Annotated in this window: 13 protein-coding genes; 8 read left to right on the top strand and 5 right to left on the bottom strand. The window is 70.7% G+C overall.

Features of this window, described 5'->3' with window-relative positions:
* Positions 1–167: 167 nt before the first annotated feature.
* Both WME85_RS09675 and WME85_RS09680 read right to left on the bottom strand, forming a co-directional pair.
* On the bottom strand, positions 168–1,277 hold the full coding sequence (locus tag WME85_RS09675; RefSeq protein WP_437837304.1) for a PstS family phosphate ABC transporter substrate-binding protein: 1,110 nt from the start codon (positions 1,275–1,277) through the stop codon (positions 168–170).
* Positions 1,278–1,428: 151 nt separating this feature from the next.
* The gene (locus WME85_RS09680) at positions 1,429–2,430 is read right to left on the bottom strand and encodes a Vgb family protein (RefSeq protein ID WP_437837305.1); all 1,002 of its coding nucleotides are present in this window, start codon (positions 2,428–2,430) and stop codon (positions 1,429–1,431) included.
* A gap of 1,049 nt (positions 2,431–3,479) precedes the next feature.
* Here WME85_RS09680 and WME85_RS09685 point away from each other — a divergent pair.
* A complete protein-coding gene (locus tag WME85_RS09685; RefSeq protein WP_437837306.1) occupies positions 3,480–4,265 on the top strand; it encodes an SDR family NAD(P)-dependent oxidoreductase in 786 nt (261 codons plus the stop codon).
* Between the two features lie 43 nt (positions 4,266–4,308).
* Here the strand turns inward: WME85_RS09685 and WME85_RS09690 are convergent, their stop codons facing one another.
* Entirely contained in the window at positions 4,309–4,887 is a 579-nt protein-coding gene (locus WME85_RS09690) for a hypothetical protein (protein ID WP_437837307.1), read from the bottom strand.
* Positions 4,888–4,909: 22 nt separating this feature from the next.
* Here WME85_RS09690 and WME85_RS09695 point away from each other — a divergent pair, with 22 nt between their 5' ends.
* Positions 4,910–5,494, top strand: coding sequence for a hypothetical protein (locus tag WME85_RS09695; protein ID WP_437837308.1), 585 nt, complete (start codon positions 4,910–4,912; stop codon positions 5,492–5,494).
* Positions 5,495–5,702: 208 nt separating this feature from the next.
* Here the strand turns inward: WME85_RS09695 and WME85_RS09700 are convergent, their stop codons facing one another.
* The gene (locus WME85_RS09700; RefSeq protein ID WP_437837309.1) at positions 5,703–6,323 is read right to left on the bottom strand and encodes a Uma2 family endonuclease; all 621 of its coding nucleotides are present in this window, start codon (positions 6,321–6,323) and stop codon (positions 5,703–5,705) included.
* Between the two features lie 314 nt (positions 6,324–6,637).
* Between WME85_RS09700 and WME85_RS09705 the strand changes: the two genes are divergently transcribed.
* The 3 genes from WME85_RS09705 to WME85_RS09715 all read left to right on the top strand — a co-directional run bounded on the left by WME85_RS09705 (position 6,638) and on the right by WME85_RS09715 (position 11,578).
* The gene (locus WME85_RS09705; RefSeq protein WP_437837310.1) at positions 6,638–8,335 is read left to right on the top strand and encodes a hypothetical protein; all 1,698 of its coding nucleotides are present in this window, start codon (positions 6,638–6,640) and stop codon (positions 8,333–8,335) included.
* A gap of 757 nt (positions 8,336–9,092) precedes the next feature.
* Positions 9,093–10,412 (top strand): group II intron reverse transcriptase/maturase, encoded by a 1,320-nt coding sequence (gene ltrA, locus WME85_RS09710; RefSeq protein WP_437829171.1) that lies wholly within the window; start codon positions 9,093–9,095, stop codon positions 10,410–10,412.
* A gap of 560 nt (positions 10,413–10,972) precedes the next feature.
* Entirely contained in the window at positions 10,973–11,578 is a 606-nt protein-coding gene (locus WME85_RS09715; RefSeq protein WP_437837311.1) for a hypothetical protein, read from the top strand.
* A 75-nt stretch (positions 11,579–11,653) separates the two neighbouring features.
* On the opposite strand, the gene WME85_RS09720 is transcribed toward WME85_RS09715, so the two are convergent.
* A complete protein-coding gene (locus WME85_RS09720; RefSeq protein WP_437837312.1) occupies positions 11,654–12,916 on the bottom strand; it encodes a hypothetical protein in 1,263 nt (420 codons plus the stop codon).
* A 410-nt stretch (positions 12,917–13,326) separates the two neighbouring features.
* On the opposite strand from WME85_RS09720, the gene WME85_RS09725 reads away from it, so the two are divergent.
* From WME85_RS09725 to WME85_RS09735, 3 genes are all read left to right on the top strand, one after another.
* Positions 13,327–14,403, top strand: a complete 1,077-nt coding sequence (locus WME85_RS09725; RefSeq protein WP_437837313.1) for an FG-GAP repeat domain-containing protein — start codon at positions 13,327–13,329, stop codon at positions 14,401–14,403.
* A gap of 45 nt (positions 14,404–14,448) precedes the next feature.
* A complete protein-coding gene (locus WME85_RS09730; protein WP_437837314.1) occupies positions 14,449–15,549 on the top strand; it encodes an FG-GAP repeat domain-containing protein in 1,101 nt (366 codons plus the stop codon).
* A 177-nt stretch (positions 15,550–15,726) separates the two neighbouring features.
* Positions 15,727–15,987, top strand: a complete 261-nt coding sequence (locus WME85_RS09735) for a hypothetical protein (protein ID WP_437837315.1) — start codon at positions 15,727–15,729, stop codon at positions 15,985–15,987.
* Positions 15,988–16,022 lie beyond the last annotated feature (35 nt).

Consider the following 16,022-nt stretch of genomic DNA (forward strand, 5'->3'; position numbering starts at 1 on the left):
GCCATTATTGCTCCACGCGCCGCAGGCGCGCTTGTCCCGCCCGGCCGCCGTTGGGGGACAGGGACCTGCGCGAGATCATGGGAGGAAATGCTTCATGCATCGAACGGAGCACGCCTGCCGCAATGGATCGCGCGGCGCGCTCCGTCCATCGTCATCCGCCGCTCAGCTCACAGGCTGCTGTTGCGGGGGCACGTGGTGCCGGTGCTGCCGCAAGCGAGGGGCAAGTAGCCCGGGAGCGTCGGATCCTTGCACGAGATGAAGCCGGCGTCCGTGAGCGCGTCCTCGAAGTTCGCCTTGTTCGAGATGATCCAGTTGATGAAGTTCGTCTCGGGTGTAGCCCGAGTTCCATTGCCCTCGTTGAGGTACAGGAAGCGAGCGTACTTGTACGCGGTGCCCGGGCTCGAGATGAGCAAGCGGATGTTGGCCGTGGTCGGGGCCACGCTGTCGATGCTGAGCTTCTTGTTGCTCGCGTTGGCCGCGTCGAGGCCGGCGTACACGAGCCTGTCATTGTTCGCGGCGGCGATCTTGCCCATGCAATCGGTGACCGAGTCGCTCGCCGTGCAGGTGCCCCCGCTCACGAGCGACGAGGTCCCCGCCGCGTCGGTCGAGAGCCGCGGCCCGGCCGTGAGGTCATCCACGACGATCTTCACGCTCGGGCAGAACGCCGAGCAGTTGTTTTTCTCTTTGAAGACCTCGGTCGTGCCCGAAAGGTCGTCGCGGCGGTAGAGCTGGATGGCGTTCGAGGGGTTTGATGCCCCCGAGACGATCTCGCTCCACAGGTCGTCGTTGCAGACGGACCCGTTCCTCTTGCCGCTCCCGTCGAGGCCGGTTCCGCAGAACGCGTCTGCGACGTCCGTCGACGTCAGGTTGGAAGCGGCCTGGGTGCTCTTCGTCAAGACCGCGATGCCGTCGAGCGCGACGCGATTGCTCTTCTCACCAACCTGACAGGAGGCGGCCAGGTCCCGGGACATCGGAGCGATCGTCTGCACCTTCGCGTTGCAGGGGGCGGCGCCGGTGCCGCGCAGGCACTGCTCGCCCTTGCCCGATCCGGTACCGAGGTAGGTGATGGTCCCGGGGGGCGGGCTGACCCGAGTGAGCGCGTCCGTGATCGCGTTGAACAGCGTGTCGGACCCATAGAAGCCCCCGTTGGGGGCGATCAGCGCCTCCTGCGACTCGTCCAGGACCTCCGCCTCGTCCGTGCTGCTCACGGCACACGCCGCGAGGCCGAGGACCGACAGCGCCGAAAGAACCAAATTACCCGTCGTGTTCATGCTCATCTCCATCGTTCAAAGTGACATTGTGCCTGTGCACCTCGCTCATCTCGGTGCACCGGCGCACATGATCAGGAAACCAATCCAAGGAAAACCGCCTGGCTGCCGAAGCGCTCGCTGTCAGACGGTCAAGTCTCCCTCTCTCGACGCGGGCCGCTCAGCGGGTGGTCACCGCGCGGATCTTGCCGAGGCGGCTGCCCCCCGCCTCGGAGAACCAGACGTCGAGGAGGCCGCACCCCTGGAGCGACGGGAGCAGCGTGATCCCGACCGGAAGAGAGCTGGCGCGCGGGAGATCGAACTCCGTGATGACGCCGCTCGTGGTGATGCGTCCGATCTTGTTCCCGAACAGCTCCGTGAACCATAGATTGCCGTCCACCCCGAGCGTGATCTGCGAGAGGCCGCTGTCCGGCGTGGGGATCGCGAACTCCGTCACGGTCCCGCTGCTGTCGATCTTCGCGATCGCGCTCGCCGTGGTGAACCAGATTTTGAGGTCGGGCCCGAGCGTCACCGCGTTGGGGCTCGCGACCGAGGACGGCAGCGGGTACTCGGTCACGGTCCCGGACGCGCTGATCTTCGCGATCTTGCTGGCGAACGACTCCGCGACCCAGAGGTTTCCATCGACACCAGCCGCGATCCCGCGCGGTTGGCTCCTGGCGGTCGGCAGCGCGAACTCGGTGATCACCCCGGCCGGCGTGATGCGTCCGACCTTGTTGCCGAGGACCTCGGTGAACCACACGTTCCCGTCGAAACCCAGCGTGATCGCGGACGGGCTCGAGTTGCGCGTCGGGATGTCGTACTCGGTCACGACGCCGCTCGTCGTGATCGCCCCGATCCGGTTGCTCCCCGTCTCGGTGAACCAGATCCGGCCATCCGGACCGGGGGTGATGCCGAGCGGGTTCGATATGGGCGCGAGCGGGTACTCGGTCACGTTGCCGCCGGGGTCCACGGCCGCGATCTTGTCGGCGGAGGGCTCGGTGAACCAGAGGCGGCCGTCAGCGCCAAAGGTGATGTTACCCGGCGTGGCGTTCGAGGGAATGGCGTACTCGGTGATATCTCCCACGGACGCCGCCGGGCAACGCCCGGCGTTCGCCGGCTCCGCCTGCGCCATGAGGGCGGCGCCGACCATCATCGACAAGGCAACAATCGACTTTCTCTTCATCTCATTCTCTGTCAGGGTTTGAGGTTGAGGGCGTCTCGCGAGCTCTCCCGCACGGACCTGTGGATACCGCGGCTGCGCCGCGCGCCGGCGTTGCTCGTCGAGAGCGTCGCTACGCGCGCTCTCGACAGCTCCCTCGTCGCGCTCACGCTCGTCATCGGCCCGTCACGATCCCGCTCGCCGCCCCGTTCGGAACTGCGTCGGCAACTGCGCGCACATACAATGCATCCCCGATTCCCTCCCCCGAATACAGATTCCGTCCTGCGGTGATTCGCGCCTCTTTGCTCGTAGGACGAGCCATGCAGCCGCGGAGCGAATCACGTCCCGCGCGTCGGCGGGGTGTCGGCGCCAGGCGCGCGCAATGAGAGCGCGACGCCGAGACCGCGCGCCGGCCGGACACGCCAAGCAGGTCGTATGAACGGCCATGGCTGCGCCGAGCGGATGGCCGGATCCGCTCGGGTGACCCCCACGATCGCGAGCTGCCGCCGCTGCGCTGCCAAGGCGCGGAGCGAGGGCGCGCCGCGCTCCTGCCTCTGCCGGTCATCCTGCGTCAAAACGCAGTGATGAGGCGCTCGAGCACTCAAGCATCTGCGCGTGTCGGGCGCGTCGATGCAATCGAGACCCACACGTCATGGCTCGCTATGCGGGGGAGACGGCAGCCGTTGCCCCCCGGCGGCTCTGGGTGCGTGGGACTATAGTCCGCGCACAAATGAAATGCGCGAAGATTGTGTTACGTGTTACCGACGCCTCGACTGTGATGATGGCATGATCGTGCTCTTGTCGATCGGCGCGGCCAATGCATTCGATATCGATCCGTCTGGCAGATCTGCGACGGTCCTGTGCCGGATCGGTATAACGTCAGCGCTCGACGCCGCCGCTCGTGCGAGAGCAGGCGCCGCGCCTCCAGCGAGCTGTGTCCGAGATCGGGGACGCAGGAGCACGACCGCGGAGGCCGCCGGCTGACCGCCCGTGCCCGCGCTGCCCGCAGCCGGCTGGCGGTTGCCGGCAGCAATTTTCCCCTCGCCGTGCGAGGGGCCTATACTGCGGCCAACATGGCCCTCGTCGTCGTCATCACCGGTGCATCCAGCGGGATTGGTCGGTCGCTCGCGTTCTCCTGGGCGAGGCGCGGGGCGCGCGTGGTGCTGAGCGCGCGCGGGCGCGAGGCGCTCGAGCGCGTCGCCGCGGAGGTGCGCGCGGCGGGCGGCGACGCCCTCGCCGTGGCCGGCGACGTGACCCTCGAGGAGGACCGCAAGGCGCTCTGCGAGCGGACGCTCGCCGCGTATGGCCAGCTGGACGTGCTCGTGAACAACGCCGGGCGCGGCTACTACGCGCCCTCGCTCGAGGTCGATCCCGCCGAGCTCGAGGCGATCTACCGGCTCAACGTCGTCGCCCCCGTGCGCCTCGCGCAGCTCGCGATCGAGCCGCTCTCGGCCGCGAAGGGCACCATCGTCATGGTCTCCTCGGTCGCGGGGCTCGTCGCCACGCCGCGGATGGGCCCGTACGCCTCGTCGAAGTTCGCGCTGGAGGCGCTCGCGATGTCGCTCCGCGCCGAGGTCTCGTCGCGCGGCGTGCGCGTGCTCGTGGTGCGGCCGGGCCCTGTCGCGACCCCGTTCCACGCGAACGCCGTGGTGACCGACGACAACGTCGGCTACCGCCCGCCGGGCCACCGGCCGCAGAGCCCCGAGGCGGTGGCCGAGGGGATCGTGCGCGCTGTCGAGTCGGGCAGGGAGGTCCTGGAGACGAGCCTGTTCGTGAAGGCGGCGAGCCTCGCCGCCCGCGTCGCGCCTGGTCCGATGCGCTGGGTCTCGAAGCGGATGGCGCGCCGCTCGGGGCTGTGAGGGCAGCACGCACACGTAGCGCGCCGCTGCGCTCGGGATAAGCTCAGGCCGAGGAGCCCTTGATGAAACCCCTTCGTTGGCTTGCCGCGCTGGCGGCGCTCACCGTTCCCTTCGCGGCCCCGGCGACGGGCCTGGCCCAGCAAGACGCGCCCCTTCCTCCGTCCCCGGAGCCGATCCCGTCGGCCTCGGCGCAGCCTCCGCCGCCGCCTGCTCCGCCGCCGCCCGCGCCTGCGCCCACCCCCGCGCCCCCGCCGGTGCCGCCCACGCCGGTGCCGCCCGCGCCGGCGCCAGCGCCCACGCCGGTGCCGCCCGCGCCGGCGCCGCCGCCGCTGCCGCCGCCCGCGCCGATCCCCCCCGCGCCTGCGCCTGCGCCGCTGCCGCCTCCCGCGGCGCCCGCGCCGCTGCCTCCGCCGGTGTCGCCCGCGCCGCTGCCTCCGCCGGTATCGCCTGCGCCGCCGTACGCGCCCGCGCCGCCGCCGGTGTCGCCTGCGCCGCCGTACGCGCCGGCGCCCCCTGCGCAGACGCCGCCGTATGCGCCTGCGCCGCCGTCCCCGCGGCCGTCGTCTCCGCCCCGGAGCGAGCCCGCGCCGAGGCGCCCGGCGCCGCCCTCGGACGCGGCCACAGAGGAAGAGGAAGCGGAGGCGGTGGCGCCTGCAGCGTCTTCTTCACCGGTCGAGCCCGAGAAGAAAGAGGAGCCCGAGGACGAGGAGCGGGACGGCGTCCGGCTCCGGTATGGCAGCACGCTGGGCGGCGGGATCATCAAATCGCCGACGGGCACCGGCGGCGTCTTCGCGTGGACTGGCCGGCTGGGCCTCCAGCTCAACCACACGTTCGCGCTCTATTACCAGAACACCCCGATGGTGACGCTCACCCCCGAGAGCACCGCCAACAGCGCGGGGTTCGAGGCCGGGTTCATCGATTACAACTCCCTCCTTGCGAGCTTCACCGTGTTCGATGTCATCGACTTCGGGGCCGGGCCGTCGATGGACTACGTGGCCGTCGCGAGCTGCTCCGCGGAGTACGCGGGCCTCGAGTCGGGCGCCGGCTGCGCCAGCACATCGGACTGGTATTTCGGGGTGCACGCGCGCGGCGGCCTCATCCTGGGCGGCGTCTCCGGCGATGGTCCGCGGCGCAGCGGGTTCGCCCTCGCCGCGGAGCTCCACCCGGTCTTCCTGCCCGACGGCACGACGTTCACCTTCACGATCGGGCTCGGCGGGGAGTGGTACTGACGAGCGCGCGCCGCGTGCGCGCTCTGGTCCGCAGGCGCTGCGCCGGCGAGCGCGGATCAAGACGAGAGAAGAATTAACCGCCAAGAACGCCAAGAACGCCAAGATAAGAGGATTCTCGGAGTCCCATGGATGCTGTGGGCGCTCTTGGCCGCTTGACGACTCCAGCCCTCCGTCACCTCACGAGACGGAGTCGCGTACCGGGCCGGGCTCACCGCAGCGCCGCGCGTAGCGCACGGACGGCCTGGCTCTGCGTCGGCTGATCGAGGAAGCCAGCGAGCCACGCCGGGTCGAGCTCGGGAAGGAACGCGCTGCGCGCGCGGAGCTCGTACCGCTCGCCCGAGAGAGTGAAGATGCGGAGTCCCTCCTCGCGATCCCACATCCAGACCTCGGCGACGCTGAGTCCCCTGTAGATTTCCAGCTTGTCGAGGCCGCCGTGCGTCCAGGCGACCTCGATCGCCAGATCTGGAATCTCCTTGTTCGTGTCGCCGACGATGTAGCACTCGTCGGGCTCGGCCCCGCGCTCCCTGGGCGCATTGCGGAGCGTCCACGCGCCATACCCGCTGAGCTCGATGCCTCGCTCGTCGCAGTAGGCCTCGAGGAGCCGCGCGATGGTCGTCTTGATCCCCTCATGGCTGCGGGACGGGCCCTTCAGCTCGATCGCTCCGTTCAGGTAATACATGCGCACGCCGGCCCGGTCCCCCCGCATGGCGAGGAGGATCTCGTAATCCTTCCACGTCATCCCGTGGAGAATGACGTGCTGGTCGCTCTCCTCGTGATGGGGCCGCGGTCGCTCGGCCTCAGGTGCGGTGTTCGTCGGGACAGACTGCATGCGTTGGAGGATACCCGGCGGCGCAGCTCGCGGCGAGCCTCGCGATGGGCCGAAGGGGCATCGGGGTTCCGCCGTCCAGATCACGACCTGGCAGACGGCTCGCTCCGGCACGCGGCGCCCAGGTCGCGCTCTGGACATCCCTGTAAAATTACGCCGGGCTCCAGATCACGACCTTCCCATCGGGCTCGTCACGAGAGCCGGCCCCCCGCGCCCGCCCCTCTGGTGGTATCCACGACCGCCCCCGCCCGGGTACCGACGGCCGCCCACCGGCCGCCGCGAAACCTTTGCGGGTCGCCCGTGTCCAAGGAGACGTGATGCGCTCGATCCCCCGCTCGATCTTCACCGCCCTCGCCGCCGCGATGGGGCTCTCCCTCGCGGCTTGCGCCGCGGCTCCTCCGCCCGCGCCGAACGCGCCGGCCGCGCCGGGCGACGCTCGCGCGGCGACCCCGCCGCCGGCCCCGCTCCCCGAGGAAGAGGCGTTCGCCGTCCGCGGGACGCTCAAGGACGAGTGGCTGCCGCTCCTCAAGCAGACCCCCTTCAACCCGAAATCCGCGCTGGTCCCCCCGGCGCCGGCCGGCGTGCCCGCCCCGCCGGCGGCCTGCGAGGCCTTCGCGCGGCGCGCGCCCGTCGCGCCCACGCGGGCCTGCGGCGACGCGCAGGGCGCCCTCGACGCGCTCGACGCCGCGCTCGCCGAGGACGACGCCGCGAAGCGCGACGCGCGGCTCGCGGGCGTCGAGACCTGTACGGGCCTGGAGGCTGGCCTCGCGCGCGCGCTCCGGGCCGAGCTCGCGCCCGTCGCGTGCGGCGACGCGATCGCCGCGCCGTTCCTCGAGGCGCCGCCCGCGACGCTCAAGGGCGACCTCTACCAGGTGCTGCTCGGCCTCACGCTCTCCGCCCGCCTCGCGCGCACGGCGACCGAGCCGCCCGCGCTGCGGCCGCCCTACGATCAGCAGCGCGTGCTCGCGTTCACCAAGGGGCCGCTGTTCACGTGGGTGACCGATCAGGCCCGGGCGATCGAGGACCTCGGGCGGCTCGGGGTCGAGCTGCCGTTCTACGCGAAGGGCATCGTCGCCGTGGAGTCCGGGCGGGCCGACATGCGGCTCGTCGAGGCGGTCCGGTCGGCGCCGCTGCCCGACGCCATGCGGAAGGACGCGGAGCTCAGCAACGTCTACTACGCCGAGCTCGACCAGCTGCTGGAGCCCTGGAAGACCCGCGGCCGCGACGCCGCGCTCGTCGGCCTGCGCGAGCTCTCGTCGGTCGGCGTGCTCCGCGACTCGCGCGTCGACGGCGCGCGCGCGATGCTCTCCCGCCTCTACGGCGGCCGGCGCGTCGACGCGCTCGACGCGCTGGAGCTGCCGCCGCTCCCGGAGGCGCCGGCGCCCGCGTCGGGCGCCGAGCGGCTCGCGGCCAGGCTGCCGACGTACTACGCGGGCCGCCTGCTCCCGGCCGACGCGGCGGCGCGGCCGGAGCTCCTGCGCGTCCTGCTCGGCCGGGGCGTCCCGCTGCAGCACCGCGCGGCCCTGCGCACCGCCCAGCAGCTCTCGCCCGAGGCGCGGCTGCTCTACGCGAGGGCGCGGATCGAGCTCGGCCGGCTGTACTGGCGGGCCGTGGACTTCGATCAGGCGACCGCGCTGCTCACCGCGTGGCCCGAGGGCACGCCGCGCTCCCCGGAGGCGACGACGCTGCTCGCGCTGGCGCTCGGCCTGCGCAACGGCCCCGAGGACGCGGCGCTGATGATGCGGCGGGCGCCGCTCGCGGGGCTCGGCCTCGGCGACGTCGCGGCGCTCGACTGGGTGGCCCGCGCGAAGCCCGCCTCGCCGTACGCGGGAATCGCGGCGTACGACGCGGCGCTGATCAAGCAGATCGCCGCCCCGCAGGGCGCCGACGCGCGCTACTGGTCCGACGTGGCCGCGCGCTTCCGCGAGGCGCAGGCGCTGCTGACCGGGCCGCTGGCGCAGGCGGCGGAGGAGCGGGCGCGCGCGGCGGACGAGGTCGCGCGGACGGCGCGCTGAGCCGCGGGCGCGAAGGACGAGATCGTCCGGCTGGGCCGGAACCGGGACGGCGACGTCGTTGCGACCGGAGGCACAAGAAGGAAGAACGAGTCGGGCGGAGAGGGAGAGATTCACAGGGAGGCGGGGAGGGTGCGACCAGGCAAGGCTGGTCCCCGAGGGAAAGGAGTGAGCGGTAGCTTCTGAAATCGGGTTTCGCTGTCCAGCGGGTGCGAATCCCGTCCGGTCAAGGTCACGCCCGACCAGCCGGAAGTCAGCCTTGCGACGGACCCCGTGAGGGGCTCGGCGATGCGTAGGCAGGCGAGCGAGCGAGCCGCAACGTGCCAGCCACGAAATCCTCCACTTTCCGGGTGCCCAGGGTGTTCTCCCGCCTGAAGGCAACAGCGTCCTACCTCGCAAGGGCGGGAGGGGGACGCACCCGGCGGGGTAGCTGGTTGCGGCGCGCAGCAAGAGGATGGCCCAGGCACCTGGGAGGCCCTCGTCTCTCCACGAGAAACGCCGGTACGACGGGGAGCCGGTGATCCGTCCCCGGGGCGAGACACGCAGCGGATGCCCGTGTCTCGCAGCCGAGCCCAGCGGGCTCCGCAAGGAAATGCGCATCCGCCTCGCGGTAGGCCCACAGCAAGGGGAACCGGAGCCGAAGCCGAAGGAGACGAGGGAGTCGGAGGGTCCCATACGAGCGACGACGCGGGCGAACGGAGGGCACCGGAGCCCGTCAAGCAAAGGGGACCCGTGTCGAGAGGAACTTCAGGAGGGAACCATGAGCGCTGCCACGACGGCGAACACCATGTCACCGGGACTGTTGAAGGTAAGGGAAAGAGCGGAGCGAGACCCGGAAGGGGTCCTCCTCGCGCTGGCGCACCTCATCGACGAGGAAGCGCTGCAGCGAGCGTACCGCGGCCTTCGCAAGGAGGCCGCGGTGGGCGTGGATGGCATCACGATGGAGCAGTACGGGCAGGATCTGGAGCGCAACGTCGGCGATCTGCACGCGCGGATGAAGTCGATGCGCTACCGGCACCAGCCCATCCGGCGGGTGTACATCCCGAAGGAACGGGGCAAAACGCGACCGATCGGCATCTCGTGCACCGAGGACAAGATCGTCCAGGCCGCGGTGCGGGAAGTGCTGGAGGTCGTCTACGAGCCGGTCTTCCGAGACGTCTCGTACGGGTTTCGGCCCGGTCGCAGCGCGCACGACGCGCTGCGCGCCCTGAACCGGATGCTGCTGAGCGGGGTGGAATGGATCCTGGAGGCGGACATCGAGTCCTTCTTCGACAGCATCGACCGCACGAAGCTGATGGAGATGCTCCAGGCCCGGGTCGCCGACAAGTCGCTGCTGCGGCTGGTTGGCAAGTGCTTGCATGTAGGGGTCCTCGACGGTGCGGAATTTTCCGCGCCGGAGGATGGGACGGTGCAGGGCTCGGTCCTGTCGCCACTGCTGGGCAACGTCTACCTTCACCACGTGCTCGACCTGTGGATCGAGCGCGACGTCCAACCGCGGCTCGTGGGCAAGGCTACCCTGATCCGCTACGCCGATGACTTCGTCATCGGCTTTGAGAGGGAGGACGACGCGAAGCGGGTGATGGAGGTGCTACCGCAGCGCTTCGAGCGGTACGGACTGAAGCTGCACCCGGACAAGACCCGCCTTCTGCCCTTCGGGCGCCCGGACAACCGGGGACCTGGGAGCGAGGGTCCGGCGACCTTCGACTTCCTCGGCTTCACGCACTACTGGCGGCGGAGCCGATCGGGCCGATGGATGCCGAGCATGAAGACACGCAAGGCGCGCCTCCGACGGGCCATCACGGCCGTCGCCGACTTTTGCCGACGCCATCGGCATCTGCCGGTCAAGGAGCAGCACGCCGCGCTCACGCGGCGCATCGTCGGGCACCGCAACTACTTCGGCGTCAATGGAAACCTGCGGAGCATCGCGCTCCTGATCCATGCGGCCGAACGGGCATGGCACAAGTGGCTATGCCGGCGGAGCCAGCGTGCGCACCTGAACTGGAAGCGGTTTCAAGAGCTGCTGCGGGGTTTCCCGCTGCCCAGGCCGCTGATCCGCGTCCAGCTCTGGACGTCTCCCTGAGCCCTCTCGGCGGAAGAGCCGGATGGTGGAAATCTCCTTGTCCGGATCTGGCGAGGGCCCCCGGACCGACGGGTCCGGGGGCTACTCTACCGGGGAGGCGAGAGCCGGGATCAGTCGTTCGAACCAGAAGTCTCAGCGCCGGCTGCTTCGGGTTGGATCGACCGACGCGGGGCGGCTGGTGGTGCCGGAGTGGTCGTCGTCGATGCGAAACCGGGCGAGCCAGGTGACGTCCCCGGCACCCGCCCTGCAATAACGAGCGACCTGGAGGCAGCCGGCCCCGAGCGAGCTCGAACGAGGGTCCCCATCTCTCGCCTCCCCCCCTTGTCTGCACTCTCTCTCTCTCCTCCCCGCCTCCCCGCCTCCTTGTGTACTCTCTCTTTCTCTGTCTCCCGCCCAACAAGCCGCTGCTGCCGGTGGCGCTGCGCGCCGCGGCAGACCCGCAGATGCACGACGCCGCGCTCGCGGTGTGGACTCGACACATGGGCGCGTGTGCCGGCGGTGCCCACCGCATCCGGCCCGATGAGTGCTGCGCGGCCGTCATGACACGTACGAACGACGTCGTGCGCCTTGAACATGCGACGCGCAAGCGCGTCGGCGATCCCGCGGTGTCGGAGGTCTCCGGCGTCGTGCTCGTCCAGAACATCGCCCCCGAGAAGCAGGTGCTCGTCCATTACCGGGACGCGGCCGGCATCTGGCGCGTTGTCCCGGCGAGGTACGAGTCCGCCCCGCCGTGGGGCTCCCCCGAGCGGTGGGTGTTCTCCGGGATCATCTATCCTGCCGACCACGCGGAGCCGGCGCGGTTCGCGATCCAGGTTGTCGTCGCCGGGCGCGAGTACTGGGACAACAACGAGCAGCACGACTACCTGCTGGATCCAGAGGGGATCGTGTTCGGAGATGGGCAGACCTTCGGCTTCGATCGTCTCCAGCGCATCGTGGAGTTCGTGGGCTGGCGATATCACATGGACGTGATGAAGATCGAGGAAGCCATGCCGCTCCCCGGGCGCGGCTACACCGCGCGCTACAAGGTCACGATCGGGCGGAGCGTGGGGCCAGGGCGTTATGCCCACGTACGCTGCGTGGGCATCGCCGTGCGGGGCGCCGACGTCAGCGTCCTCGGCCAGACACCGTGCGAGTCGATTCCTCCGATCGATCCGGTCACCCCCTGATCGGACGCCCGAGGGCCGGCGGCGCCACGAAGCGGGCCCGCCGTCGAGGCGCGCCGATCTGCCGGAGGGGGAGCCTCACGGGCCGCCGCCAGAGCCGCCGCCGCCCGTCCCGCCGATCCACCAGCCTCCGCCGGTGGCTCCCGCGCCATCTGCAGGGCCCTGACCGCCTGCGCCACCCGCGCCCTGGCCGCTGCCTGCGCCGCCCGCGCCCTGGCCGCTGCCTGCGCCACCCGCGCCCTGGCCGCTGCCTGCGCCACCCGCGCCCGCGCCGCCGCCTGCGCCGCCCGCGCCCGCGCCGCCGCCTGCGCCGCCCGGGGGGTCCAGGATCGGGCCCGGGCTGACGACGCCCCCGCCCATCGCGGCGAGGTCATAGGCGCGGTACGTCGCGAAGTAGACCCCGACCGGCTTGAGCACGACGCCGCTGCCCACGACGACGCCCCCCGGGCCGGCTCCAAGGCTCCAACCGCCGAGGTTGACGATATCCCAGGTGATCTTCTGGAATACCGGGTACGCCGAGACGCGCGCGTAGGCAGCCGTAGGGACGAAGTAGGACGTTCTGGCCTCGAGCGTGATGCCCTCGCTCACGTTGAATCCCACCGCCTCGGAGATGTCTGCGCTCGAGGGGATGCAGCCGCCCAGCAGGCCCGATCCCGGGTTGCTCGATGCGGGCTGCGCGCTCGGGGCGGCGCCGTTGCCCGGCGTGCCCCACGGGGGCTGTTCGCTCGGGGCGCCGTTGCCCGGCGTGCCCCAGGGTGGCTGTTCGCTCGGGGCGCCGTTGCCCGGCATGCCCCAGAAGGGCGGATAGCGCGGGGGAGCGCGGTTGCCCGGCGTGCCCCAGAAGGGCGGGTCGCCCGTGGGCGAGCGGGAGCCCGGCGTGGCCGGTGCGCCCGGCGTGGCCGGTGCGCCCGGCGTGCCCGGTACGCCGAACACCGGCACACCCGGTAGACCGAACAAGCCTGGTATGCCGAACATGCCAGGTCCGCCCGCCGTGCCCGAAGAGGGCTGGGGGCTCGGTGGCTCGAAGGTGCCCGAGACGGTGCCCGTGATGTCCACCGAAGAATCGACGCTCGCCGATACGGCCACGTCGAGGATCCGCGGGCCGAACCCCTCCGCCACGCTGAGCAGATGGGCGGGATCTTCCCAGTGGTACGTCTCCGGGAAGACGACCACATTCGCGATCATCTGGCCGAAACAGAGGCGCCCGCGGGCCTCGCCGACGACGACGCGCGTGCCGCCGCTGCCTGCGGCCTCGGGCGCCTCCCGCGGGCCCACGCAGGCGAGGGACGGAGCGAGCACCATTGCCGTACAGAGCGTGATCCTCAGGTCGGGTACAAACATCTACGCTCCCCAGGTTGCAGTCGGAACAGCGCACGGCACGGCCGCCCGGGCTCGAAGAACGCCCGGCTCCGGTGGGTCGATCCCCTCGGCGCCCCGCGAGACCTTGCCTCGGCGAGCCAGACGACCAGAGACCATGAGCCGTTTCACGAGACGCCGGGGTCACCCTGGTACCAGGGGGCCCCCGGGCTCGATCAGCACAGAACCTCCGTGCGACGACCCTGGATGCAAGAAGCGGGGAATGGCCTGGTAAGCTCGTATGTGGTCGCCTCGCCGAGATCCGGCGCAAACAATGGCTTCGATGGACTGGCCCTTGCCGCCCCCGCCAGGCGCGTGAGCGGCGAGCACAAGGCCGGATCGGAGCTGCCGGACCGACATCCGTGCCCGCGCGCGGCGCAAGTGAGGCGAGTCTGATGAGGTCTTCGGTTGTGAGGGCCGCGTTGTGCGCCGCCGCCGTGGCTCACGCCACGGAGGCGTGCGCGCCCGGTGTCGACCTGCACGACGACGATCGGCCGGTCGAGCCCCCGGCGTCCTCCCTCGGTGTCGCGACATCGAGGGCGAGCGAATACGGGTGGGAGGCCGTCCGACTCAACGACTTCAACTTCGACGGCATGGGGGATATCCTCTGGAACGACACAGAGCAGAACCTGATCGCGATCTGGTTGATGGAGGGAGACCAGCTCCTCGCGCCGGGGCCGTTCCTGCCCGGCCCCATCGGCCAGGGCTGGGCGGCGGTCAACGCGGGCGACTTCAACTTCGACGGCATGGCGGACGTGCTCTGGCTCAACGCAGAGCAGAACCTGATGACGATCTGGCTGATGGAGGGGAGCCATCTGCTCGCGCCGGGACCGGTGCTCCCGGGGCCGCTCGGCGACGGGTGGCTGGTGAAGTCGGTGACCGACTTCAACCTCGACGGCATGACGGATGTGCTCTGGAACAACCCGGAGCAGAACCTGATCACCGTGTGGCTGATGGACGGGAGCCACCTGCTCGCGCCGGGGCCGTTCATCCCGGGGCCGGTGGGCGAGGGGTGGACGGCGCCCACCGCGCAGGACGTCAATTTCGACAACATGGGGGACGTGTTCTGGAACAACGTGGAACAGAACCTGATGGCGGTCTGGCTGATGGAGGGCACCGAGCTGCTCGTGCCAGGGCCGGTGCTCCCTGGGCCGCTCGGGCCGGGCTGGCGCATCGTCACCTCGGAGGACTTCAACTTTGACAGCATGGGCGACGTGCTCTGGAACAGCCCCGAACAGAACCTCATGGCCGTGTGGCTGATGGAGGGCACGCACCTGCTCGCGCCAGGGGCGGCGATCCCGGGGCCGCTCGGCCCGGGCTGGGAGGCGCGCCCAGGCACCGATGTCAGCTTCGACGGGCTCGGGGATGTGCTCTGGTACGCCACCGGCACGAACCAGGCGGCGGTCTGGCTCATGGAGGGCACGCACCTCCTCGCGCCAGGGCCGGTGATCCTGGGGCCGTACGACGGCTGATTTGATACCTCCTGCTGGAGAGCGGCGAGCATGCGAAGACCTGCGATGGCAGTGAAATTTCTGGCTGGGGTGGCTGCGGGCTTCACCACGGGCGCCTGCGCCGGTGAGCTCGAGCCGCTCGAGGCGAACCTCACCGCGGGCGCCTGCGCCGGTGGACTCGAGCCGCTCGACCGCTGCGCCGCGCCTCCGACATCCTCCGGAGGTGCGGCGCAGCGGTCGAGCGGGGGTGGGTGGGAGGTCGTCCAGGCGTTCGACTTCAACTTCGATGGCATGACGGATGTGCTCTGGAACGACGCCGAGCGGAGCCTGATGGCCGTCTGGTTCATGGATGGCCCCCTGCTGCTCGCGGAGGGGCCGTTCATCCCCGGACCGCCCGGCGGAGACTGGATCGCCCGATCGAACGACTTCAATTTCGACGGGTTGGGGGACGTCATCTGGCGGCATGAAGGGCAGAACCTGATGGCGGTCTGGCTGATGCACGGAGGCCTGCTGCTCGCTCCCGGGCCGATCCTCCCGGGGCCGAGCGGCCAGGGATGGACGGCCAGGGCGAACGACTTCGACGGCGACGGCGTATCGGACGTGCTCTGGAATCACGTTGAACGGAACCTGATCACGGTGTGGTCGATGGACGGGAGCCATCTGCTCGCGCCGGGGCCGTTCATCCCGGGCCCGAGCGGCGGCCGCTGGGCTGTCGGCGGCGTGGCCGACTTCAACGCTGACGGTATGTCGGACATGGTCTGGAACGACGCCGAGCGGAACCTGATGTCCGTATGGCTCATGAACGGCACCCAGCCGCTCGCAGCCGGGCCGGTGATCCCGGGGCCGGTCGGCGAGGGGTGGATCGCCATCAGGGCGAACGACTTCAACGCCGACGGCAATGCGGACGTGCTCTGGACCAACGAAGAAAAGGGCCTGATGGCCGTGTGGTTGATGCGCGGTCCCGAGCTGCTCGCGCCGGGCCCGAGCATCCCGGGGCCGTCCGGAGAAGGCTGGTCGGCGCACGCCGCGGGCGACGTCAACTTCGACAGCATGTCGGACGTCATCTGGCAGCGCGACGGCGCGAGCGAGATGGCCGTGTGGCTGATGGAAGGGAGCCATCTGCTCGCGCGAGGCCCGGTGATCGCGGGACCCCACGACGGCGGCTGACCGCGGCCGTGCCCTGCACACCCGAGGCTGCGAGGCCGCGGCGGTGCGGCCGAGAGGGCCTGGGCGGAAGAATACGCGATCCTGATGCACGGGCGACGCGCCTTGAGGGGATCTTGACGAGGCGCGGGTTATCTTGCCGGTATCGCCGTTGGACGGCCATCCACATCCATCCACGCCATGAAGTCGCCGAGCACATCTGCGGTCTCCGCTCCCTTCAGGGCGCCAGCAGGAGACCCCCCGATCCCGGAGGATGAGACCCGGATCGACGCGGATCTCGTCCCCGTCTTCCTGCTCACCTGGATCGCCTGCACCCTCACGACCGTCGAGGCGATCGCGCGCGGCGAGACGTTCGGGGGCGCGGCCACGCTGGCCGCGCTCGCCGCGCTGCTCGTGCCCTACCTGCTCCGGGACTGGTTGCGGCCGCGCCGGCACGGATAGCCCGCGCGCTGGGGCTCGCTCGAGCCGTCCGGACC

Origin of the sequence: Sorangium sp. So ce1153 (genome assembly GCF_051521595.1) — a bacterium.
GTDB lineage: Bacteria > Myxococcota_A > Polyangia > Polyangiales > Polyangiaceae > Sorangium.